The organism is Fusibacter sp. QWL-12 (assembly GCF_058683495.1).
The window spans coordinates 1,819,212-1,841,217 of the sequence record NZ_CM178745.1 but is presented as its reverse complement, the minus strand read 5'-3'; the positions used below and the strand labels follow the sequence as shown (position 1 = coordinate 1,841,217).

Annotated in this window: 17 protein-coding genes; 10 read left to right on the top strand and 7 right to left on the bottom strand. The window is 41.2% G+C overall.

The features are described 5' to 3' along the window. Nucleotides 1–77: 77 nt before the first annotated feature. Both AC4PID_RS09040 and AC4PID_RS09035 read right to left on the bottom strand, forming a co-directional pair. Complete coding sequence (locus AC4PID_RS09040; protein ID WP_492135245.1) at nucleotides 78–1,097, bottom strand: DUF362 domain-containing protein; 1,020 nt, start codon at nucleotides 1,095–1,097, stop codon at nucleotides 78–80. A 98-nt stretch (nucleotides 1,098–1,195) separates the two neighbouring features. After that, complete coding sequence (locus AC4PID_RS09035; protein ID WP_492135244.1) at nucleotides 1,196–1,849, bottom strand: glucosaminidase domain-containing protein; 654 nt, start codon at nucleotides 1,847–1,849, stop codon at nucleotides 1,196–1,198. Nucleotides 1,850–2,168: 319 nt separating this feature from the next. Here AC4PID_RS09035 and AC4PID_RS09030 point away from each other — a divergent pair, with 319 nt between their 5' ends. Next, on the top strand, nucleotides 2,169–3,575 hold the full coding sequence (locus AC4PID_RS09030; RefSeq protein WP_492135243.1) for an MFS transporter: 1,407 nt from the start codon (nucleotides 2,169–2,171) through the stop codon (nucleotides 3,573–3,575). Nucleotides 3,576–3,596: 21 nt separating this feature from the next. On the opposite strand, the gene AC4PID_RS09025 is transcribed toward AC4PID_RS09030, so the two are convergent. Then, the gene (locus tag AC4PID_RS09025) at nucleotides 3,597–4,247 is read right to left on the bottom strand and encodes a methyltransferase domain-containing protein (protein ID WP_492135242.1); all 651 of its coding nucleotides are present in this window, start codon (nucleotides 4,245–4,247) and stop codon (nucleotides 3,597–3,599) included. A gap of 423 nt (nucleotides 4,248–4,670) precedes the next feature. Here AC4PID_RS09025 and AC4PID_RS09020 point away from each other — a divergent pair, with 423 nt between their 5' ends. From AC4PID_RS09020 to AC4PID_RS09010, 3 genes are all read left to right on the top strand, one after another. Beyond that, entirely contained in the window at nucleotides 4,671–5,234 is a 564-nt protein-coding gene (locus AC4PID_RS09020; RefSeq protein ID WP_492135241.1) for a TetR/AcrR family transcriptional regulator, read from the top strand. Between the two features lie 23 nt (nucleotides 5,235–5,257). Continuing rightward, complete coding sequence (locus AC4PID_RS09015; RefSeq protein ID WP_492135240.1) at nucleotides 5,258–7,708, top strand: glycoside hydrolase family 2 protein; 2,451 nt, start codon at nucleotides 5,258–5,260, stop codon at nucleotides 7,706–7,708. 81 nt (nucleotides 7,709–7,789) lie between these two features. Continuing rightward, nucleotides 7,790–9,136, top strand: a complete 1,347-nt coding sequence (locus AC4PID_RS09010; protein WP_492135239.1) for a glycoside-pentoside-hexuronide (GPH):cation symporter — start codon at nucleotides 7,790–7,792, stop codon at nucleotides 9,134–9,136. A gap of 434 nt (nucleotides 9,137–9,570) precedes the next feature. Here AC4PID_RS09010 and AC4PID_RS09005 read toward each other — a convergent pair whose 3' ends face one another. Next, nucleotides 9,571–9,969, bottom strand: a complete 399-nt coding sequence (locus AC4PID_RS09005; protein ID WP_492135238.1) for an OsmC family protein — start codon at nucleotides 9,967–9,969, stop codon at nucleotides 9,571–9,573. 348 nt (nucleotides 9,970–10,317) lie between these two features. Here AC4PID_RS09005 and AC4PID_RS09000 point away from each other — a divergent pair, with 348 nt between their 5' ends. The 4 genes from AC4PID_RS09000 to AC4PID_RS08985 all read left to right on the top strand — a co-directional run bounded on the left by AC4PID_RS09000 (nucleotide 10,318) and on the right by AC4PID_RS08985 (nucleotide 14,265). Further along, nucleotides 10,318–10,740 (top strand): hypothetical protein, encoded by a 423-nt coding sequence (locus AC4PID_RS09000; RefSeq protein ID WP_492135237.1) that lies wholly within the window; start codon nucleotides 10,318–10,320, stop codon nucleotides 10,738–10,740. 340 nt (nucleotides 10,741–11,080) lie between these two features. Beyond that, nucleotides 11,081–12,397 carry an L-cysteine desulfidase family protein gene (locus AC4PID_RS08995; RefSeq protein WP_492135236.1) on the top strand — a complete coding sequence of 439 codons (1,317 nt, stop codon included), beginning with the start codon at nucleotides 11,081–11,083 and terminating at the stop codon, nucleotides 12,395–12,397. A gap of 655 nt (nucleotides 12,398–13,052) precedes the next feature. Continuing rightward, nucleotides 13,053–13,718 (top strand): lipoyl(octanoyl) transferase LipB, encoded by a 666-nt coding sequence (lipB, locus tag AC4PID_RS08990; RefSeq protein WP_492135235.1) that lies wholly within the window; start codon nucleotides 13,053–13,055, stop codon nucleotides 13,716–13,718. Nucleotides 13,719–13,854: 136 nt separating this feature from the next. After that, nucleotides 13,855–14,265, top strand: coding sequence for a VOC family protein (locus AC4PID_RS08985; protein WP_492135234.1), 411 nt, complete (start codon nucleotides 13,855–13,857; stop codon nucleotides 14,263–14,265). A gap of 131 nt (nucleotides 14,266–14,396) precedes the next feature. On the opposite strand, the gene lon is transcribed toward AC4PID_RS08985, so the two are convergent. Continuing rightward, complete coding sequence (gene lon, locus AC4PID_RS08980; protein WP_492135233.1) at nucleotides 14,397–16,772, bottom strand: endopeptidase La; 2,376 nt, start codon at nucleotides 16,770–16,772, stop codon at nucleotides 14,397–14,399. 461 nt (nucleotides 16,773–17,233) lie between these two features. Between lon and AC4PID_RS08975 the strand changes: the two genes are divergently transcribed. Both AC4PID_RS08975 and AC4PID_RS08970 read left to right on the top strand, forming a co-directional pair. Beyond that, nucleotides 17,234–18,271, top strand: a complete 1,038-nt coding sequence (locus AC4PID_RS08975) for a 6-bladed beta-propeller (protein ID WP_492135232.1) — start codon at nucleotides 17,234–17,236, stop codon at nucleotides 18,269–18,271. 103 nt (nucleotides 18,272–18,374) lie between these two features. After that, nucleotides 18,375–18,770 (top strand): YybH family protein, encoded by a 396-nt coding sequence (locus AC4PID_RS08970; RefSeq protein ID WP_492135231.1) that lies wholly within the window; start codon nucleotides 18,375–18,377, stop codon nucleotides 18,768–18,770. Nucleotides 18,771–19,005: 235 nt separating this feature from the next. On the opposite strand, the gene AC4PID_RS08965 is transcribed toward AC4PID_RS08970, so the two are convergent. Together AC4PID_RS08965 and AC4PID_RS08960 are read right to left on the bottom strand one after the other, a co-directional pair. Further along, entirely contained in the window at nucleotides 19,006–20,076 is a 1,071-nt protein-coding gene (locus AC4PID_RS08965) for an SPM autocatalytic domain-containing protein (protein ID WP_492135230.1), read from the bottom strand. Between the two features lie 103 nt (nucleotides 20,077–20,179). Then, nucleotides 20,180–21,997: a sigma-54-dependent Fis family transcriptional regulator gene (locus AC4PID_RS08960; protein WP_492135229.1), complete on the bottom strand. Its 1,818-nt coding sequence runs from the start codon at nucleotides 21,995–21,997 to the stop codon at nucleotides 20,180–20,182. Between the last annotated feature and the right edge of the window lie 9 nt (nucleotides 21,998–22,006).

Below are 22,006 nucleotides of genomic sequence, written 5' to 3'. Positions count from 1 at the left end.
TCTGAGTGATTTCTTTGTCATTGACAAAAAAATCAAATGAGTCGGTATCTGATTTAAGTCAAAACCAGCTGATTTTCTTATAACTCAATCAACTCATACTGATCTGATCCAAGACCGATTTTCACCGCATGTACGATGGAAGCACGTCCGTCATCAAATAAGGTTTCGTCTGACTCTTTTTGTAAGATGTCGATGCAAGCTGTATCGATGGCAACTGGGTCCTTCGACACGAAAACGCCGATGTCTTCTGCTACGGTGTGCATGTGTTGTCCCATACAGTCGCACTCAGGCGTTACGTTGATGAGGTATGAAATGTACACGTTGTCTTTATCTTTTTGAGCCGCATAAGCGTACTCAGCGATTTTTTCTTTGAAGTTTTTGCCCGACCAGTCACTGACGATTGCGCCTACTGGACACACTGCGATACAACCTGCACAACCTACGCATTTGTCTTGGTGAATGTATGCTTTTTCACGCATTTCGATGGCATTGACGTCACACTTTTTAAAGCAAAGACCACATGCGATACACTTTGGCTCCTTCACAACTGGGTTGATACCAGCATGCTGTGCCATTTTACCGCCTCTCGCAGCAAATCCCATGGCAAGCTGCTTCATCGCACCGCCGAAACCAGCAGCACCATGCCCTTTAAAGTGGCTCATTACCACGAATTGGTCGTAATCCCCAAACGCTTTTCCGATTTTACACGTCTTAAAGAATTCCTTATTAATTTCGATCTCGTCGAACGCCTCGCCCATTTCACCATCTGCGATGATGACAGGAAGCTGTGTAAACCCGTGCTCTTTTGCGATCTCTAAGTGACTCTCAGCAGTGGTTCTTGCACCTCTATATAAAACGTTGGTTTCGATAAATGCCGAATCCACGCCTTGTTCCTTTAGGTAGCCGATAACGCCATCGTAGCAAGCAGAAGGCACATACGTGTTATTGCCCTTTTCGCCAAAATGTACCTTGAGCGGTACAGTCCCTGTAAAGCTATGCCCGTCTTCCGCCACAAGCGTCTTTAAAAGCATCAAAGCAGCATCGCTAAGTGCCTGAATATCCTTATTTTCCACACGTTTAAAATACACCTTAGACATAAATTACCTCTACCCTTTCTCGGTCAGGTCGCCTCCTGACTCTCTTAACTATTTTTTATCCGTTTTAATACGCTATGGTAAAACGTCATCGCCTTCCATTAATAGGTGAGTAGGTTCGCCATAACCTTCTTCACCTTCGTCGACCAGTCTGGATCTGTCGCATAGCTTTTACCGATACTGTCGATGGACACGCCATTATAGTAGCTGCCACCCTCTGTTAGGTAATTCTCAGAGAGGTATTTCGCCACATAGTCCACGCTGTCTGCCTTTGAAGCAAACGTAGCCGCGCTTGCATACGGCGAGCTATCATAGGCTTGAAACCCAAAGAGGTTGTTTTTGTCCTGTGCGATTTTGCTGGTGCCATAGCCCGACTCATGTGCTGCCACGCTGGTTAGAAACCATGCATTGACGCCATAGTTTGCCTCAGCTGCCACAAAGGCGTCGCCAAGTCCTGCCATGCCAGTGCCTTCTAGCTTTGCGTTGATGGCATCTGCGGTTGCGCCTGATCCCAATCTGACGTCTGAGTACACATTGTTAACTGAATACACGCCAGAGGTATTGTTCATCGCAGATAGGTTGCTGGTTACAGTTGCATCTGCTACGCCATAGCCCTGTGATGTACCTGTAGATACGCCGAGCTTATCTCTTAATATAGATTCGAAGCGGTTTTTCGCATCGTAATAGCTTTGACTTGGACCTTCGAAGCTGGAGATGATTTTCGCTTGAATATTTGTATCAATTTTATTCGCCATAATTGTCCTCAATTTCTATCTGGCTAGATTTAAGCATATGATGACTCTAATGAAAAATATTCGCTCACAAAATATGAGATCACATATATGCTCTTAATGACTCTATCTAACTGACTCGATTTTATCACAACTGGGGTGCTAATTAAAGTCTATATAGCCTTAGATTTTCAATATACCGCACTATAATTATAGTCTGCGCTCAGCCCCTTTGATACGTTTTATCTCAAATTTAACCAAAGTTTAATTTGAGACGTGTTGCAAGGGGGGAAACGTTGACATATAATGAGTTCAGAATCTAATACTTCGTTAGGAGAACACCATGGAAGCACTAAAAAAACGCACACTCTGGGGCTTTGGCTTCGGAAACATAGGATTCGGACTCACTACACAGATAATATCGGCATATTTGGTGTTTTACGCTACTGTCATTTTAAAAATGTCTGGCGCTTCCATTGGGATTTTGGTCAGTCTTGGCATCATTTGGGATGCCCTCTCAGACCCTATTATGGGGTATTTATCTGACTTAACGAGAAGCAGTCGTTTTGGCAGACGGCATCTGTATCTACTAATCGGTGGTATTGGAACGACCGTAGTCAATATCATGCTCTGGTTTATCCCAGCCGATCTCAGTCACTTGACCAAGTGGCTGATGATGATCGTCTTCGTCCTTTTTGTAAAGACCTTTTTAACCATTTATATAACGCCATATACAGCACTTGCTGCTGAGATCAGCGACGACTACACCGACAGAACGCGGATTCAAGCGGTTAAAACCACATTCTTTTTACTGGGCTTGTTCTTCGCAACCGCGCTTGGGATGTTCCTCTTTTTTAGAAGCACGCCTGAATATCCTGTCGGTCAGCTGAATCCAAGTGGCTATCACAACATGGCGGTCTTTGCCTCTGTGATTATGATCGCCTCAATGCTATCGGCGTATTTTTCAACTCAGCACCTCATTCCACAGCTCAACGCAAGAATCTTAAAAAGTGAACGTGCGAACTTCACACAGTTCTTTAAAGAAATCTACAACGCCTTTAAGAATGTAGACTTTAGAGCGGTGGTTCTTGGCTACTTGTTTACAAATATAGCAAGTGCGCTCATCAGTACACTTGGGCTTCACGTCTATACGTATACCTTTGGCCTCAATAACAACGGGATTGCCATCATCGTTGGGACACAGCTCGCCATGAGCATCCTCAGTCAACCTTTCTGGATCAAATACACCGATCGCACTGAGAAAAAAGATGGTGTAAAGCTTGGACTTTTAATGGCGCTTCTCGCTTGTCTCTACTTTATTGCATGCTCGATCTTTAAAAACGTCATCTATGGCAATGTCTTTTACCTTATCCCCTTTGGTATCTTAGGCGGTTTTGGTACAGGCGGACTCTTTACCTTGCCTCAGGCAATGGTTGCAGATACCGTGGATTCTCAAGCACTTGCCACAGGTGCTAGACAGGAAGGCGTTTTCTATGGCACTTTAACCCTTTGCTATAAGCTCTCTCAGTCGGTTGCCATCTTCCTATTGGGACTGGCGCTGGATCTACTTAAATTTGATTCTTCAAGAGCGGTACAGATGGACAGTACGGTTACTGGACTTTCACTATTACTGGCTGTGGGCAGTGCGGTCAGCTTCATCTTGGCATTTTACTCCTATCGTCCCTATACACTGAGTAGAAATAAAATGAATGAAATTCATAATAAATTAAAAACAGAGCGTCAGTCATAATACTGACGCTCTGTTTTTTTATTATTTTACGACACAGGATATAAAAAAGATTTCTCTTGGTTTGCCATATCCCAGCTTTTTTGCCCATTTTGTGTCCAGTTGAATTAATTCCTTGTTACTCAGTGTTTTCACTTTCTTAATCTCAATACCTGAATTTCGATACAGAGGTCCTAAGGTCTCTTTAATATAGGTATTCGTGAGTGAGGGTAAATCTCTGTTTTCTATTTCTGTCGCTTCAATCTCTTTTGAATAAGTAATAAAAATTTCTATGACTGTATCACTTTTCGAGATTCTTTTAAGGTTTGATAAAAGAACTGGACAGCCTTTTACGATACCATCACGCAAGCTACCCCAAGGCAGATTAATCGTGATTTTATCTGCACACTCTGTTAGTTCTTCGGGTAGTGACTCTGCATTTGCAACGACATATAAAAGGTTATTCAAATGCTGTTTCTTTGCTCTCTTTTCAGCTTTTAAAGCATAATCATTCATCATTGCCTGACAAGCATCTATGCCGATAAAAAGGGTCTCTTCCATTTTCTGAGACTGTCTAAAAGCATATTCTCCTTCTCCAGTTCCTAAGTCGATATATACGTGCTGATAATTCTTTTTAATCGCTATCCATTCCGATGGACTAAGTTCTCTACTTTCTTTTTTAAAGAAGGCTTTCATTCGCCTTTCCTCCGTATTTTTAAAATTTTCATTTTAAAAAATTAACGGAGGTCCTCGGACTTTAGTGCGTCCAAGATCCTTGCATAATGAAAGCGTTAGTCGTTATTATCTAAATCTGTATCGGTATCTCATATAAATCACCTTTCTCACCTATAAGGGATTGCACGGAACACACACGTCATTTCAGTTGACACGATACTCTAAATATGTTGAAGAGGAAATAATCGTGAAACTGATACTATCAGAATAACTATTATGAAATCTAAAATCTATGAATTAAAGAAAACGAAATGTAAATATTTTGTATCTATTTCCAAACAATTTTGCATCTAACCACTTGACTGAATATTCTATATATGATTAAATGGAAACCAGAAAAACAAAACGGGTTTCCATACTTTTTTACATAGCAAGGAGGCAAATATGACGTTAAGAGAGAATCTACTTTCTGCTGCAGCTGAGCAGTTTAATCAATATGGCGCAAAATTCACCCTTCAAGACGTTTCAAAATCCATAGGCATCAGTAAAAAAACCATTTATACCGTCTTTCCAGACAAGGAGTCTTTACTCTACGCCATGCTCGATGAAACCTTTAAAGCCATCAAGCAGGCTGAAAAGGAAATTTTAGATCATCCTAGCTACACCACTGTGGAGAAAATCAGAAAGGTGATTATCGCCCTTCCTGAGGTGTATCAACAAATCGATTATTCCAAATTTCATACCATCAAAGAACGCTATCCAAAGCTCTTTGAAGCCGTTGCCAATAGAATCGAATCCGATTGGGAGCCGACGCTCGCACTCATACAACAAGGGATCGACGAAGGTGTCATCAAACCTATCAATCTTAATATTTTTAAAGGTATGGTAGAAGCCAGCATTGAGCATTTCTTACTGGCATCAAAAGAAGATCTCGGCGGTGCAACCTACTGTGAGGCACTAGAGGCGATGATCGATTTATTGATCGACGGTGCTGCCGTACGCAAATAGAATTAGGAACAAGGAGGCTCGCTATGACAAAAAAACAACCCATCAATTTCGATTGGCATTTCTACCCTGAAATCACCTTTGATGCAACTCACATAACTTATCCAGAGCTAAATGGCAGCTTTGAAGTGGTCCACATCCCACATACCGTTGCCGTAACTCCGCTGAACTATTTTTCTGAATCGCTCTACAGCAAAGTTACCGCATATACTAAAACACTCACAATCCCATCTGAGATGAAAAATCAGCTCTGCATGATCGAGTTTGGCGCAGTGGCGCATATCGCACATGTCTTTATCAATCAAACCTACATTGATTCACATTTTGGTGGTTATACCGAGTTCACACTCGACCTGACCCCACACGTCCAATTTGGCGATGAGAATCAAATCTGTGTTGTGGTTGATAGCCGTGAAACCAGTAATCTGCCACCTTTTGGGCACGTCATCGACTATATGACCTACGGGGGGATCTATCGTGAGGTCACACTTTTTTATCGCCCGAACATCTATATTGAAAGCGTAAACTATGAAACGCACGTCGATTCCTCACACACGGATCGTTCACATGCCTTCGTTCAAATTCAAACCACGTTCAATCAAGCCCTAGCTGCAGAAGGCTATACCCTCGAGGTCGACATATGGGACGATACCCAGCTCTGCTATCATGGCACTTACCCGATTAGCGATGCGACGACGACTAACTCAGCAGAGGTCGATCTTGATCTTTTCACGCTTTGGTCGATTGAAAATCCTAAACTGTATCAGATCAAGGTCGCACTTAAGCACCAAGACACTCTCATTGACACCTCTGAAAAAAGAGCTGGCTTTAGGCAGATTGAGTTTAAAAGCGATTGCTTTTACCTCAACGGAAAAAAGACCATTTTACGCGGTCTCAACCGTCACCAAAGTTACCCTTATGTGGGCTATGCCATGCCAGAAAGACCACAAAAGACAGATGCGGATTTGTTGAAGTACGCGCTTGGCTGTAACGCGGTAAGGACTTCTCACTATCCTCAATCGCACCATTTTATAGATCGGTGTGATGAACTGGGATTACTGGTCTTTACTGAGATCCCTGGTTGGCAGCATATCGGTGACAGTGAGTGGAAAGCAATTGCACTCACCTCTCTCAGGGAAATGATTCTCGCTTATCGCCATCACCCATCGATCATACTATGGGGCGTTAGAATCAATGAATCACAGGACGATGATGAATTCTACCAACAAACGAATGTATTAGCTAAGGCGCTTGACCCTTCAAGACCAACAGGTGGCGTTCGTTATATTCGAAAAAGCAACTTACTTGAAGACGTCTATACGTTTAACGATTTTTCACACATTGGTTCAAATGTAGGTGCACTGGATAAAAGCAAGGTCACACCAGACGTTTCAAAGGCATATCTCATCTCTGAGTTCAATGGTCATATGTATCCGACGAAATCCTATGACAGCATCCAAAGACGTAGTGAACACGCAAGAAGACACTTTAATGTCTTAGATGCCATATATAAAAGCGGCAACATCGCCGGCGGCTTCGGGTGGTGCTTCTTCGACTACAACACCCATCAAGAGTTTGGTAGTGGCGATCGAATCTGTCATCATGGTGTAACGGACATTTTTAGAAATCCAAAGCTAGCAGCTGCAGTCTATGCCAGTCAACAGGATGAAATACCCGTCCTTACTCTGGACTCTGAAATGGGCATCGGTGATTATCCCGCTGGATACATCGGCAATATCACCGCATATACCAACGCAGACGAGGTTCGGTTTTATAAAAACGATCGTATGATTAAGACCTTCAAAAGAAGCACGACTGGTAGAGACAACGATCGTAAAGAAAGCAACGAACTGCCACATCCACCGATCCTGATCGATGATTTTATAGGCGATCAACTGATGACAAACGAAGGGTACTCAAAAAGTGCCTCAGAAACGGTAAAGAAACTCCTCGATGCTGGTGCAAAATACGGCGAAGCCAATCTTCCGCTTAAATATAAGTTAATGGCTGCGAAGCTGATCCTCACAAGCCCATTCACTCTGAAGGACGGGGTCAGAATCTACAGCACCTATATCGGTAACTGGGGCGACACTGCGACGACCTATCGCTTTGAAGCGGTTAAAAACGGTGAAGTGGTCGCTGAAGTGATGAAAGGGCCATCCACCCATTTACACATCGAAGCACTTACAGATACCATTCAGTTACATGAAAAAGACACCTACGACGTCGCTTCGATTCGCATTCAGGTAAAGGATATCTATGGTAATATCTCTACTTACCTAAACGCACCGCTATCACTAAAGCTCGAAGGCAACGCAGAGCTTGTAGGGCCAAACGTCATTAGCTTGCAGGGTGGAATGACTGGTACCTATATTAAAACCATTGGTCTCTCAGGACCAGCGACCCTAACCATCAAGGTCGCTGACCATGATGAAATCGAACCAGTTAAGCTGACATTTGAATGCTTTAAATCATAGAATGAAGCTTCACTTTAATCATTTAATCAGAATGAAATCAATTACCATCAAACTACTTAATAAATTTATTTTGGGGGAAATATGAGCTTAAGTACAAAAGAAAAAAGCGCATATGGTATTGGCGCTGTTGGAAAAGATTTGGTTTATTCTTTAGTAGCTGGATTTTTAATGTACTACTACAACACGGTACTCGGTATCAGTGCAACTTTTATCGGTATTCTTTTTATGGCTGCCAGATTGTTTGATGCCTTTAACGATCCAATTATGGGTATTGTCGTCGAGAAAACGAAGACACCACTGGGTAAGTTTCGACCTTGGTTACTGATCGGAACTCTCACCAATGCGGTTGTTCTAGTGGCAATGTTCTCAGTGCCACTCAGCTTTACAGGTTCCAAGCTCTTAATCTATAGCTCAGCATTATATGTCATTTGGGGCGTCACTTATACCATGATGGACATCCCTTATTGGTCACTGATTCCTGCCATTACCGCACATGGTAAGGAAAGAGAACAGCTTTCAGTTATCGCTAGAAGCTGTGCTGGATTAGGCTTTGCGATACCAGTGGGCCTCACAATGGTATTAGTCCCGCTACTTGGTTCTGGAAATGAACATGCTGGTTTTGCTAAGCTTTCCATCTTCATAGCCATCTTCTTTATCGTCGCTATTTTAATAACCGTACTAAACGTAAAAGAAAAGGAAAAGCCACTTGCCAAAAGTCCAACCATCAAAGAAATGTTTCATTCTTTGATCACAAACGACCAAGCGCTAATCGTGGTCATCGCCATCGTTATGTTTAACTCATCGCTTTATATCACTCAACAGCTTGCCATTTATTATTTTAAGTATGACATTGGCAACGCAGCACTGTTTGGTATTTTCGGTACAGTTGGTGGACTTGCTCAGATTCTCTCTATGGCCTTGGTGCCACTTTTCAGAAGAAAATTTGGCATTAAAAAATTGCTTACCCTTGCGATTGGTATCACTCTAGTCGGCTATACCATGCTCTTTATCTTCGGGATGCTATCGATTAGAAGCATGGTTTTATTAGCAATTGCTGCTGTCATCATCTTTATGGGATTTGGAATTGCAACGGTTCTAACCACCATCTTCTTAGCAGATACCGTTGATTATGGCGAATGGAAAAATAATCGCAGAACAGAAAGTGTCATCTTCTCGCTTCAAACCTTTGTAGTTAAGCTAGGCTCAGCGATCTCTGTTTTAGTGGCAGGCGTAGGGATTGATCTCATCAAACTCGATGTGAATGCACAGACGCAAACGGCATCAACCCTTTTAGGACTCAGAAGCATCATGATTGTACTTCCGATGGTAGGTTTAATTCTTACGATTCTATATTTTAGAAAGCGCTATACACTGGATGAAGCGAAGCTCGATCAAATCACATCTGAGCTAAATGCGAGAAAGCTTTAACTTTAACTTATAATCAGTATTCAAGAATAACCGATCTGAAGATACTGGATAGTAATTATTACGTTTAAAATTGATAAATAATGATAAAAAAATTAAACCAGAAATTGTATGAAACATAGATCATTAAAGGTATAGATTATTAAAGGTATAGATTATTAAAGGTAATGATAATTAAATTAGACTTAAACGAAAAACAAAAAATCCTGTAACACAGATAAGTCGGGCAATGTTAGTTTTCCTCTAGATTGGCAGTTAAAATATGAGAACTGTTAACCTAGAATGGCACAAAACATTCCTAGAATCTTATCTTATTACAGGATTATTCTTTAATAACTCGAAGTTCTAAATCAAAATCTTTACTTTAATTTAGCTTTATTTAGCTTTATTTAGTTTTATTTTGTTTATTTAGCTTTATATTGCTTAATTTAGCTAAATTATTCAGTAACGATACTAAACGTATAGCTCATATCAGCCACATGTGAAATCGTCTGATAGATGGAACAGTATTCTGTCGCTAATTTTACAGCTTGTTCGATGCCAACTTCCTTTTCAGGATTAACGATTTTAAAGTCAACCTTAACCCATTTCAACGTCGTTGGGACTTCTGTTCTCTTCTCACCTACGATATGAATCTCAGCTCTATCGTATTTGACGCGTTTTTTGTTCATGATATCTAGAAAAGTTGAGTACAAACACGATCCAAGAGCACCCAGTAACATATCATAAGGTAGAACGGTTCCCGCTTCTGTGCCGATCTTCACTGTTCCATTTGGAGCAACTAATTCTCCCGAAAACTCATTGGTAAATTTTAAAGTAACTTCTTTTAAACTCATTTTGATCCGCCTTTCTAAAATTTCGTATGTGACTCCGTTACACTTAGAGTCACCTTCTGTAAAGTAGCTATTTCAACGCTTTATGGAAATTAAAATTATTTCGATTGTCTATCTATTAATTATTTTAACATATTCTATTGAAATTTAAAACTGTGTATGCTATTCTGTTGAAGTCCCCCGTGGTAGGGGGTATCCCTTATTAATTTCTAATACTTTGTGGACAACTATAACGTTAATAATTCCTCATAACGTACTCATGCCACCCGACGCGAAAGCGTCATTTTTTTTTGTAAAAAACTGATGAATATTATAGAATAAAGCTATTAAGAGTTGTTTAAGGAGGCTTTTATGCAAATTCTAAAAGATAAGCTGATTAGAGCATTTGAACTCACAAAGGATTTAGCAATGCATCTAGATGAAGATGCATTAAAGCTACATCTCTCTACAGTACCCTCTAATACCATTGGTGGTCAGTTATGGTGCATCGTTGGTGCGAGAGAAAGCTACATCAAAGCAGTAGAAAGAGGCATTTGGTCTGGATTTTCTTGTTCTCTAAAAGATCTCAGTTCGAAGAACGAGGTGCTTAAATGCTTAGATCACACCTATAACAATCTACTTGATTTTATAGACCAGAATCTAACCGAAACACAAACAACTTTCTTATTCGATTTGCTAGAACATGAAATTCAGCATCATGGACAATTAATACGTTTTGTTTATGGCAATCACTTAACCTTCCCAATATCTTGGAAAAAAAGATATACCGTTTAATGGCAACTTACTTTAAACCTATTCTCAAAATGAGAATAAATTCAAATAGCTTAATTATTTTCTCATAATGAGAATTTCTTGAAGTTTCTTTTTCTCATTATGAGAATTTTTAAACTCTCTATTCCGTTTTTTCCTTTTCTTTTACACGCAATTACATTATTAAGCTTCTTTATAAAATTCTAATTCTAAAATAAATCCAACCCTATTTATCTACAAAACCTCTGCAAATACTTCATTCGTTACTAAGCTGTACAAAATATATCCCACCCAATTTATTTTATACATCTAATTGGCACGCCTTTTGCACTTATATCTAAACAAGAATACTTGGGAGGTTTTTATGAGAAGTGCAGAAGTTCAATTTTCAAAAATGATTATCGATACCTTAAAAGAGGAAGTCAAGCCCGCCATGGGATGCACAGAGCCAGTGGCTGTGGCGTTAGCAGTGGCTATGGCAAAATCTCATTTTAAAGGATCACTCGATTTGTCAGATGAGAACTTAATCGTGGAAGTCTCTGTTAGTCCGAACATATTTAAAAATGGTCTAGCTGTTGGAATACCTGGTACAGACGAAGTTGGTTTAATGCTAGCAGTTGCACTCGGTATGACAGCATGTGAAGCTGAGGATGGATTAGAAGTCTTTAAGAATGTCACAAAGCGAACTATTAAAGCTGCTTATCAACTAATGGCATCCAAACGAATTTTCTTAAGAATTGCTGACACAGAAAAGAAAGTCTATATTGACGCTAAAGTATCGGATGGGTCAACCTATAGCCGCGCAGTCATTGATAGTCGTCACGATCATTTTTCAAGAATTGAAACGGATATGGAAATCCTATTAGATGAGCCACCAACAGCAACTTCTTGTAGCAAAAACCCCCTTTATGACTATCCAATTATTGATTTAATAGATGCGGTTGAAACTCTACCTTTTGAAGAAATTCGTTTTCTTAATGATGGCTTCGAAATGAATCGTAAAATCGCTGAGTTTGGACTAGCAAATCCATGTGGTATGGAAGTTGGTCGCTCCTTACAAAAGAATATCAACAAAGGCATCTTATCCGATGACCTTATGAGCCGCTCTATGATATTAACAGCAGCAGCATCTGATGCTAGGATGGCAGGAACTTCACTACCTGTAATGAGCAGCAATGGCAGTGGTAACAATGGCATTACTGCATTGCTTCCAGTTGTGGCTTATGCCAATACACATATCGTATCCGATGATCAATTAGCACGTGCAGCAGCGATCAGCCACCTCGTTAACGGGGTTATCAAAAGCAACATCGGAAGACTCTCTGCCCTCTGCGGCTGTGGTGTAGCAGCAGGAACAGGTGCTTCTGTTGCTCTCGCTTGGCTCATGGGCGCAACTCGCCCTCAACTTGAAGGTGCAATTCAAAACATGATTGCCAACACAACAGGCATGATCTGTGATGGCGCAAAAGTAGGCTGCTCTCTTAAACTAGCTACCTCAGCTTCTGCAGCCGTACAATCAGCACTCCTTTCGATAAGTGGCGTCACCGTTCCAGATGGCAATGGCATTATCGCAAAAACAGCAGACGCAACCATCAAAAATCTAGGTGTTTTATCTCGACACGCAATGGATACAGTTGATCATGTCATTCTCAATGTGATGCTGGATCATATCGCAGAGTAACAGAAATTTTGCTAACTGTGACTAAAAACCCTATAACATTAACCCCTCCGATTCCGGTTGCTTCGCAAAGGAATTTATTAACTGTGACTAAAACCCGTATAACATCAACCTCTCCAATTCCGGTTGCTTCGCAAAGGAATCTCCGAGGTTAATGTTATACGGGTTTTATTATAGTCAATGTTATCAAAATCTTTGCCTGCTATGTTAAAGACAATTCCTTTTTTTACACTACTCATAATTGTAATTTTGATCATGAGCCTATGGAAATGTGTGGTTGTATGATCTGTGGAGAATCCTTTAGTTTACTAACCGGATTTGGAGCAGATCTCTCCTTTTCAATGATAATTATAATTTTGATCATGAGTCTCTAGAATTGGGGAGTTGATTTATCTGTGGAGAATCCTATAGTTTACTAACCGGATTCGGAGCAAATCTCTCCTTCTCACTGATAATTATAATTTTGATCATGAGTCTCTAGAATTGGGGAGTTGATTTATCTGTGGAGAATCCTTTAGTTTACTAACCGGATTTGGAGCAGATAAATCAACTCCCCAATTCATAACTCACCCATCAAAACCTTTAATTATCCCTCATTTTCATGTTAAACTATGTATTGAATCCACACCCAAAAAACATCAAATATAAAGAGGTAGCCATGAACTTAAACATACGTGACTTAGGCGTTATCAACTATCTTGAAGCTTACGATATACAAGAAAACCTATTGGAGCAGGTAGGAGAAGGACTTGATGATCAACTTCTGCTTTTAGAGCACCCAAAAGTCATTACCATGGGAATCAATGCTAAATCAGAAAACATCCTCCTACCCGATGAAACCTTAAAGGATATGGGCTTTGATATCGTTCGCACGAGACGAGGTGGAGATGTCACCTATCATGGACCAGGACAGCTTGTTGGCTATACTATTTTTAACATTAAGAAGAATCACGGAGGCAGTATCAAAACCTTCGTTTATGAACTTGAAGCACTTTTTATCGAGCTTTTACAAGAACATTATGGCATAAACGCCATCCGAGACGAAATCAACTCTGGCGTCTTTGTTGGTAGTTCAAAAATCGTCGCTATCGGTCTTTCTGTCAAACGCGGCGTCACCATGCACGGCTTTGCACTAAACGCAAATACAAATCTCACAGATTTTCAAACCATCGTACCCTGTGGTCTCGCTACAAGAGGTGTTACTTCCATCGAGAACTGCATCGGTCATCCGGTGGATATGGTTCTATTAAAGAACCAAGTTCAGCTGGCATTTACCAAGCGCTTCGGGTACAGTACCTCCTCAGGTATTCAGGCTATAGTGTGAAATGCACTTACAAAGTGTTTTATGGCGTAATTTTGTGGTAAGAATGCGGTACAAGCAGTTTAGTGATTGTAGATCCAGAAGGCAATCCAATTTTAATAGATCAACCTGTAGAGTAGAAAAGTATAGGAGGTTTCAAATGAAATTAGTGCCGTATTTAAACTTTGCTGGACAAGCGGAAGAAGCCATTCAACTTTATGCAAAAGCGCTAGGTGGGAAGGTTAGTGACATCATGCGTTTTAATAAGGATATGTTTCCAGATATGGACGATTCGATGAAAAACTGGGTGCTTCATGCAGAACTTTATTTTAAAGATAATAAACTCTATGTTTCTGATACTCCAGAACCTGATCAACATGCGTTTGCAACAGGATATACCATACATTTAGACTGTGAAAGTCAAGATGAAATTCTCGAGCTATTCGAAGCCTTTAAAAACTTTGGGCAGGTTACCAACCCCTTAGAGGACACCTATTGGGATGCCATTTATGGTGCTATAACAGATAAATTTGGCGTTCAGTGGAGTTTTAACTACCAAAAGTCTGAGTAATCTACTATTTTCTAAAAATCAAAATCCATTATTAAAACAAAGACCCTATAGGTAGACTTTCAAAAAGTATCTATCCTATAGGGTCTTTCTATATACTGATTTGATGGTTCATCTTTATACACATCTTAACTTTAAAAAGTTGGTTGCTCCGGATCAAACGTACTGCCCGCCAACGGTTCATTTTCAGGGAGTTCAAGTCCAAATAACTCATGGATCAGCTCTTCGACCTTTGAAATGCCGACGAACTCGAGTTCTTCTTTTACTTCCTCAGGCACTTGATCCAAATCGTTCAAGTTTTCCTGTGGCAATAAGACTTTTTTAACGCCTGCACGGTGTGCTGCGATGACTTTTTCTTTGATGCCGCCAACTGGAAGGACATTGCCTCTAAGCGTTACCTCACCTGTCATTGCGATGTCAGATGGGATTTTTCTGCCCAAGATCAATGATGATATAGCAGAGAATAATGCAGCACCAGCTGATGGACCGTCTTTTGGTACGGCACCTGATGGTACGTGTATGTGGAGATCCTTCTTGTTAAACTCAAAATTCAGTGTTTGGAAGGCTAAGCGCGATCTTACCAAACTGAGTGATATCCTTGCGGACTCCTTCATCACGTCGCCGAGTTTACCGGTTAGGATGAGTTGACCGCCACCTGGCATAAATGAGCCCTCGATAAAGAGTATCTCGCCGCCGACTGGTGTCCATGCAAGACCTGTCGCAACGCCGATGGCATTGTTGGTTCCTGCTAGATCATGTCTCGCAAGCGGTTTGCCAAGTAGGTCGTAGACCATGGTTTCATCCACGTGATATGGCAGTGGCACTTGGTTGAGGACCACCTTCTCTGAAACCACCCTAGCGATGGATGCCATTTGACGTTTCAATCCACGCACGCCGGCTTCTCGCGTATAAGCATCTATCACGTGTTTGATGGCGTCTTCCTCGACGATTAGTTCAGAATCCGTCAAGCCATGCTCCTCAAGAACGTCTGGAATCAAGTGATCCTTCGCGATATGGAACTTCTCAAGGTTCGTGTAGCTTGAAATTTCGATAACCTCCATACGATCAAGTAGCGGCCCAGGTATGCTTCTAAGCGAGTTTGCTGTCGCTATGAAAAATACGTCCGAAAGGTCATAAGGGACTTCTAGATAATGGTCGGCAAACGAATTGTTTTGTTCAGGATCGAGCACCTCTAAGAGCGCACTGGCAGGATCACCACTGTTGCCCACTTGAAGCTTATCGATTTCATCTAGAACAAATATCGGATTGGTTTGACCCGCTTTTTTCATCCCTTGAATGATTCTGCCAGGAAGCGCTGCCACATAAGTTCTTCTGTGACCTCTGATCTCAGCTTCATCTCGGATACCACCTAAGCTCATGCGCACGTAAGGACGATCAAGTGCTTTGGCGATGCTTCTACCCAAGCTAGTCTTACCTGTTCCCGGAGGACCTACTAAAAGTAGGATGGAGCCTTGCTTTTCCTTTTTAAGCTTTAAAACAGCCAAATGCTGAATGATTCTATCTTTAACATCTTTAAGACCATAGTGGTCTGCGTCCAGAACGGCTCTCGCTTTTTCAATGTCGATTTCGCCGCCTTTAAATTTACCCCAAGGCAATGCCAGCAATAAATCTAAATAGTTGGCAACGACGTTGCGCTCTGCACTCTGTGGTGAAAGCCCTTCGAACTTATCACTCTCAGAAAATGCCACTTTTTTTACTTCTTCAGGCATTAAGGATTCCTCGATCATTTGCTTGTAATCCTTTTTGCCGCCTTCGCCACCCTCTTCATTGAGCTCTTCCTGAATGGCTTTGAGTTGCTCGCGTAAGAAAGCTTTTCTATAGTTCTTATTCGCTTCTTGTGAGAATTTTTCACTCATTTCCTTTTGGAACGCAAAGGATTCTCTTTGCTTAATTAAAGCATCGATGAGTTTTAACCCCTTCTCACTGTAAGTTTTTGATTCGAAGATCTTTTGCTTATCCTCGATACTGATATTGAGGTATTGGAGTAAAATACCTGACAAAAGCTCAAGAGCGTGGATTTCTTCGATATAGTTAATAAATGGTTCTGCACCTTTAAAATAAGTGCTAATTTCTTGTACTAAGTGTTTGATGTGGCTGAGCATATCTTCAAATGGCACGTCATCCATGTCTCTAATCGTCGGTTCATAGCTATAATCTGCCTTAAGAATCGACTCCATTTGATAAAACTTGTCGATTTTTACTTTGTCTAGCGCTTTGACATCCATATAATAGACGTCTTTTTCAAGTCGAATACTCTTCACTTCTAGCATCACGCCAAAACGATAAAAATCCTTCACATCATACTGTCCATTTGGACTTGGCTTTTTCACAGTGACGCCAAGTGCATACATTGCGTCTTCTACTAAATCTCTTTCCAAATCACGAGAAGGTTCCTTTGCAACTTTGATCGATACTTCATTGCCTTTAAATAGAACCATCTCAGAAATGCCTAATACGTTAAGTACTAATTTCGGTTCATGTGTCATCATGTTCTCGACCTCCTCTATTCAATTAAAGGATCATACAAATACGGCTTACTTCTCTTTCTCTCTGCTATATTTGTCTTATACCCTTATTCATTATGCTACACGCCAATTAAATATAAAGTCTTATAACGCAACAGAGTAAGTGTCAGTTATCGACTCAATTTATTAATTCCGAGTAAAACAATCGAGTATTATTCTAATACTAAAGTACCAAATTATCACTAGTTAGTTCTTGCTATCTTTATGACTGATTTGTAACGAAATTTAAAACAAATCAATTGCACACAATTTATGTCAACCTTATGCAGGCTTTATCTAGTGCAAATTGCATCTAAGAAGGAGATTGCAAACATAACCAGAGTCGTAGCATTCTGATTATAAAAATGTTATATTTTGAATGGTCATAATTTGGAAGCGAAAGGGTATATTAACTGTAAATGGCTAACTCTTATGGAGGATAACACATGAAAACGTTGATGCTCATCATAATCATCGCCACTGGGGCATTTCTACTGACCGCCTGTGGTGAAAATAAAGAACCGACGACTATAGCAACCACAGAAGGGATAACCGAAAGTACTGCAGTAGTTACAACCGATAGTACAACAGTAGTTACTACAGAAACCTCCTCAGAAATGGCAAGCGGCTTCGAAACTTTATTTGAGATTGAGCTAGCTGAGGACCCTTTAAATGCGCCATATGGTATCGCCATCAACTCAAAAGATCATATATACATCAGTGACGCAGGCAACAACCGAGTGCTTATTTTCGACACAGAAGGCACCCTTCTCGATAAGTGGGACAATCAAGGCAGCGGCGAGGGTGAATTCAGTACCTTAGGCTTCGGTGGCATCGCCATCGATGGAAATGATGATGTCTTCGTCGTGGACAATGCCAACCATCGCATTCAAAAGTTCGATGCTACTGGCCATTTCATCACACAGTGGGGATCCGAGGGCACTGCAGAGGGACAATTTGTCAGAGCCATTGGCATCACAGTGGATAATGACGGTCAAGTGTACGTCACTGACGATGGTAACCCCTACGTTCAAAAGTTTGATAACGACGGCAACTTTATCATGCGTTTTGGTGGTCCAGGCATAGGAAGTGGCTTATTTAAACATGCCACAGGGATCGCTGTGGATCGTGAGGGATTCATCTATGTGGCAGATTATGAAACGAAGCTACTTCAAAAATTTGATGCGCTGGGCAACTTCCTCATCAGCTGGAAAATGGGTGAGGACATAGGTATCTCGGGAACGCCTGAGGGCATGGCCATCGCGCCAGATGGTAACCTCTATGTTACCGATTATGATTATGGCCGTTTACAGGTATTTGACAGTGAAGGTCAGTTTTTAAGGGCTATGGGCGATCGTTTACAGTCCAAAAATCCATTTAAACGCCCAACAGCTGTTGCTTTTGATTCATCAGGTAGGCTGTATGTGGTCAACCAATCCACAGGGAAAATCACCGTAGTGTATGTGTCTGTTAAGATGAAGTAATGATAAAGTCGAAATCGAGTTTATTTCACATGACAAGGTGGCATTCAGGTATTGTGGCATTTGGCATTCATGCATCGAATTATTTTAAAGAGGGGAGATTATCATGAACAATATCATACAAAAGGCGAACTGGATTCAGGAACTAAAAGAGATGGAAAGATCATTTTGCAGAGATACCATACAGGATGGCGCTAAAGGCTGGGCAAAGTATTTTGGTGAGTTTGGTAGACTTGTTGGAACGAATGGTAATTTAATTGAAGGTCCTGCAAGCATATTCAATGCTATGAGCAACATATTTTCGCAGCCGGGTTACAGTTTGATATGGGATCCGATGCATGCAGATGTGTCCGATGACGGGACACTGGGATTCACATATGGAAATTACGTACGCAAATGGTTGGAAGATGGCATTGAGAAAGAAGAAACAGGTCGGTATATGACTATATGGAAGAAGAATGAGAAGAATGAGTGGCAAATAGAGGCGGATATTGGAAATTAATCCTCCCTAGTGAATCAACTAAGGGGGTTTCAGTGAACTTAATAGAGTTAATAAAAATCTTTGGACATCGATTCCTCGGACTTTACCCTGAACAAGATCATGGCTAAATAAAGGGTGTTTGCGGCTTAATAAAAGCTACTATAAATTAAAATTTATAGTAGCTTTATCTATATTTCCCCATTATTTCATCATAATTTTCTACTTCACTTGTAGCATCTTCAACACAAATCCACCATCACAGCTTCAAATCGATTTCGTGAATCGTGCCTGCACCACCATTTTCCTTCAGATAAACGCTAGACTGCTTGATTTTACCTAAAAGCTCATCTCCGGTTTTCATCTGATAAGAGGATGCCACACCACCTAAATAAATTGCGCCAACACCGGTTTCTTTAAGACCGAGTAAAGTCATCGTGCCATCTGCACCTACTGACCAAACTTTCAAGGAATTAAAAACCGTATCGTTTTCATCGATCCAGCCATTGGCATCACTGTCATACGCACTAAGCTCTCCAAAACCACTGCCCGTCTTCGCACCAAAAAGCTCAGAACCATCGTCGATCGTTCCATTGCCATTTTGATCTAAAGCGAGAAAACCACTGCCCGAAGCTAAGTTCTTAAACGTATCCACTGTGCCGTCGAGGTTAATATCAAGTTGTAGTGATTGATCGCCAAACTGAATCCCCTTGCCGTCAAAATTAAGTACCAATGGATCCTGTAGCTTTGCACCGAACTCAATCATCGTCGTAGAAGTCATTTCATATGATCTTGCCATCTGAAGATTGACCGAGAATTCAATCGTCTGTCCATCGGCTGTCTTAACGACGCCATTTGATTGAAACTGCATTGACTCTTGTTCACTTACTGAGTGTGTCGTAATAATTCTTCCGCCAAATCCCTCTGACGCCCCACCTCTGTTATCACTGATCTGTAGAGGCTTATGATGGCCTAGCTTCAAACCCTTCGTTTCTGGTGAAGACTTGCCTTCGCTTTCATCTGACTTGACAACCTGCTGGAACTTAAACTTCTTTCCAGTGATCGCGCTGATAAAGCTTTCAAGTAACCTGATCTTTGCTTTGTCTGTTTCAGAAAGGTGGAACAAATCATCTGTCTTAGTCTCATCGACATTTTGAACATCGTCAGAGAGAGACAAGAGCACTGAAGGTTGATTCAGCTGACCTTCAACATTTGCATTGGCATTGCCATTTCCCTGTACCACAAAGGTTTCAAGCTTCGTCATTCTGGTTTCTAGCCGTGAAAAAGCCGATGAAGCCTGTTGCGTTACTTCATAGTTAGCAATTTTCATCCTTACACCTCCATGTGTAAAAACCATAGTATCCATACCATATTTATATATCGGCAGAACTGTGGCAAAAAATAAGGCGTGAGTCGAAAATTCTTTTTCTTACTTATTTGATCTTTCTATAAAGCGTCGCTCGACTGATGCCGAGGGCTTGTGCTGCCTGTGCGAGGCCATCGCCTGAATCACCGAACTTGTTTAGTGCCGCTTGGATGAGTCGCTTTTCCATTATCTCCAAGGCAACGATCGGTTCGTCGAGTTGCTCAAGTTGATCCGGTGAAAGCTGGTTCAAAAGTTGTGTGGGTTCATGTTTCTGTTCTGCATGATTTGGTATAGGCATATCAAAGGTTTCTTTAGGTTCAATTTTTGTTATGATGCGTTTAGGTAAATGCCAGTATTCGAGCTGATTGCCATCACATACGTTGATTGCGTACTCTATGGCATTTTCAAGCTCTCTGACATTGCCTGGCCAATCGTATATCAGGATTGCACCTCGAAAAGCATCCGAAAGCCTTGGCACTGGTTTTAACAAACGCGTACACCACTTTGAGACGAGGTGTTGGACGGTAAGTACGAGGTCGTCCTTCCGATCTCTAAGAGGCGGTAGCGTAATCGGTATGACATTAAGGCGATAATAGAGGTCCTGTCTAAAAGCACCCTCTTCCACCTTTTCTTCTAAATCTCTATGGGTGGCTGCGATGACGCGCACGTCCACAGGAATGGCATTTGCACCACCCAAACGATCGATGGCTTTTTCCTGAAGCGCTCTTAACAGTTTTCCTTGTAAATGCAGCGGCATATCGCCGATTTCATCCAAGAATAGGGTTCCACCACTTGCAAGCTGGAATTTCCCTGGTTTTCCACCACGCTTTGCCCCTGTAAATGCACCTTCATCATAACCGAAGAGCTCGCTTTCCAGTAAATAGTCGGGAATAGCGGCACAATTGATCGCAACAAACGGCCCATCTTTTCGGTCGCTGCTGTGGTGAATTGCTCTTGCGAACAGTTCTTTTCCAGTACCACTTTCGCCTAGTATTAAAACAGTCGAGGTACTAGAAGCTACTTTAAGGGCTAGCTCTTTCGCACTTAAAAGCAATGATGAATCGCCTATGATTTGATCAAATCCCGTGCTCGGTGTATCGAGCACCATATCGTTGACTGTGTTCATAACCTCTTCAAGTGTTTTTATCGTTAAAAGAACGCCTTTTGTTTCTCTTTGCATCTTTATGAGCGCCACATCGACGATGCCCTGTCCCCCATTTTTAAAGGTCACATAATGGTTTTTACTGTTTCCCTGTAGCTTTAATATATGACTCAAATCCTTTTCATAGAAAAGGTCTTTTAAATGCACAATCGTCTCTTGATGAAAGATGCGCTTTAACTTTTGATTGACCCTGATGATATTACCTGTACGATCACAAGCAAGAAGCCCTGTATCGATACTTTCAAATACTACTTCGAGCTCCTTTGCCATTAGATCAAGCGCTTCATGGCTCTCAAACTCTTTTAGCTTTGTGGCAATCAAATCCGCCATACGCGTTAAGAACGACATCAGGTTGTCTTGATTGCCGATTAACGCTTGTCTTTGCGAAGCTTCAAAGGCGATTAGACCGATGACACCTATGGTTTTGCCTCCAAGTAAAATAGGACAGCAAACCTCAGCGTGTTCATTGCACTTATCCTTGCAATTACAGTCCAGACAAGCCTGATGCTCTCCAGGGTTTTCTATGATGAATCCCATACTTTCCCTTAAAGCAAAGCTAAAGGCGGAGTGTTCGTTAACCACTTCGCCAATACTACTTTGGTATCTTCCAGTTCCAGCCAGTCTGATGCGATCTTCATCAACGATGGTAACGTCGATGTTCACCACACTTGCTATGGCATCACAAATCAGTTGTACACTTGATATGATTTTATTAAGTGACAAGCAATCCTC

Bases quoted from the DNA above. Each gene is read 5' to 3' on its own strand.
- AC4PID_RS08985 (WP_492135234.1), top strand. From the start codon at position 13,855: ATGAAATTAGTGCCGTATTTAAACTTTGCTGGACAAGCGGAAGAAGCC.
- AC4PID_RS09005 (WP_492135238.1), bottom strand. From the start codon at position 9,969: ATGAGTTTAAAAGAAGTTACTTTAAAATTTACCAATGAGTTTTCGGGA.
- AC4PID_RS09035 (WP_492135244.1), bottom strand. From the start codon at position 1,849: ATGGCGAATAAAATTGATACAAATATTCAAGCGAAAATCATCTCCAGC.
- AC4PID_RS08975 (WP_492135232.1), top strand. From the start codon at position 17,234: ATGAAAACGTTGATGCTCATCATAATCATCGCCACTGGGGCATTTCTA.
- AC4PID_RS09010 (WP_492135239.1), top strand. From the start codon at position 7,790: ATGAGCTTAAGTACAAAAGAAAAAAGCGCATATGGTATTGGCGCTGTT.
- lipB (WP_492135235.1), top strand. From the start codon at position 13,053: ATGAACTTAAACATACGTGACTTAGGCGTTATCAACTATCTTGAAGCT.
- AC4PID_RS09015 (WP_492135240.1), top strand. From the start codon at position 5,258: ATGACAAAAAAACAACCCATCAATTTCGATTGGCATTTCTACCCTGAA.
- lon (WP_492135233.1), bottom strand. From the start codon at position 16,772: ATGATGACACATGAACCGAAATTAGTACTTAACGTATTAGGCATTTCT.
- AC4PID_RS09030 (WP_492135243.1), top strand. From the start codon at position 2,169: ATGGAAGCACTAAAAAAACGCACACTCTGGGGCTTTGGCTTCGGAAAC.
- AC4PID_RS09000 (WP_492135237.1), top strand. From the start codon at position 10,318: ATGCAAATTCTAAAAGATAAGCTGATTAGAGCATTTGAACTCACAAAG.
- AC4PID_RS09025 (WP_492135242.1), bottom strand. From the start codon at position 4,247: ATGAAAGCCTTCTTTAAAAAAGAAAGTAGAGAACTTAGTCCATCGGAA.
- AC4PID_RS08970 (WP_492135231.1), top strand. From the start codon at position 18,375: ATGAACAATATCATACAAAAGGCGAACTGGATTCAGGAACTAAAAGAG.
- AC4PID_RS08965 (WP_492135230.1), bottom strand. From the start codon at position 20,076: ATGAAAATTGCTAACTATGAAGTAACGCAACAGGCTTCATCGGCTTTT.
- AC4PID_RS09040 (WP_492135245.1), bottom strand. From the start codon at position 1,097: ATGTCTAAGGTGTATTTTAAACGTGTGGAAAATAAGGATATTCAGGCA.
- AC4PID_RS09020 (WP_492135241.1), top strand. From the start codon at position 4,671: ATGACGTTAAGAGAGAATCTACTTTCTGCTGCAGCTGAGCAGTTTAAT.
- AC4PID_RS08995 (WP_492135236.1), top strand. From the start codon at position 11,081: ATGAGAAGTGCAGAAGTTCAATTTTCAAAAATGATTATCGATACCTTA.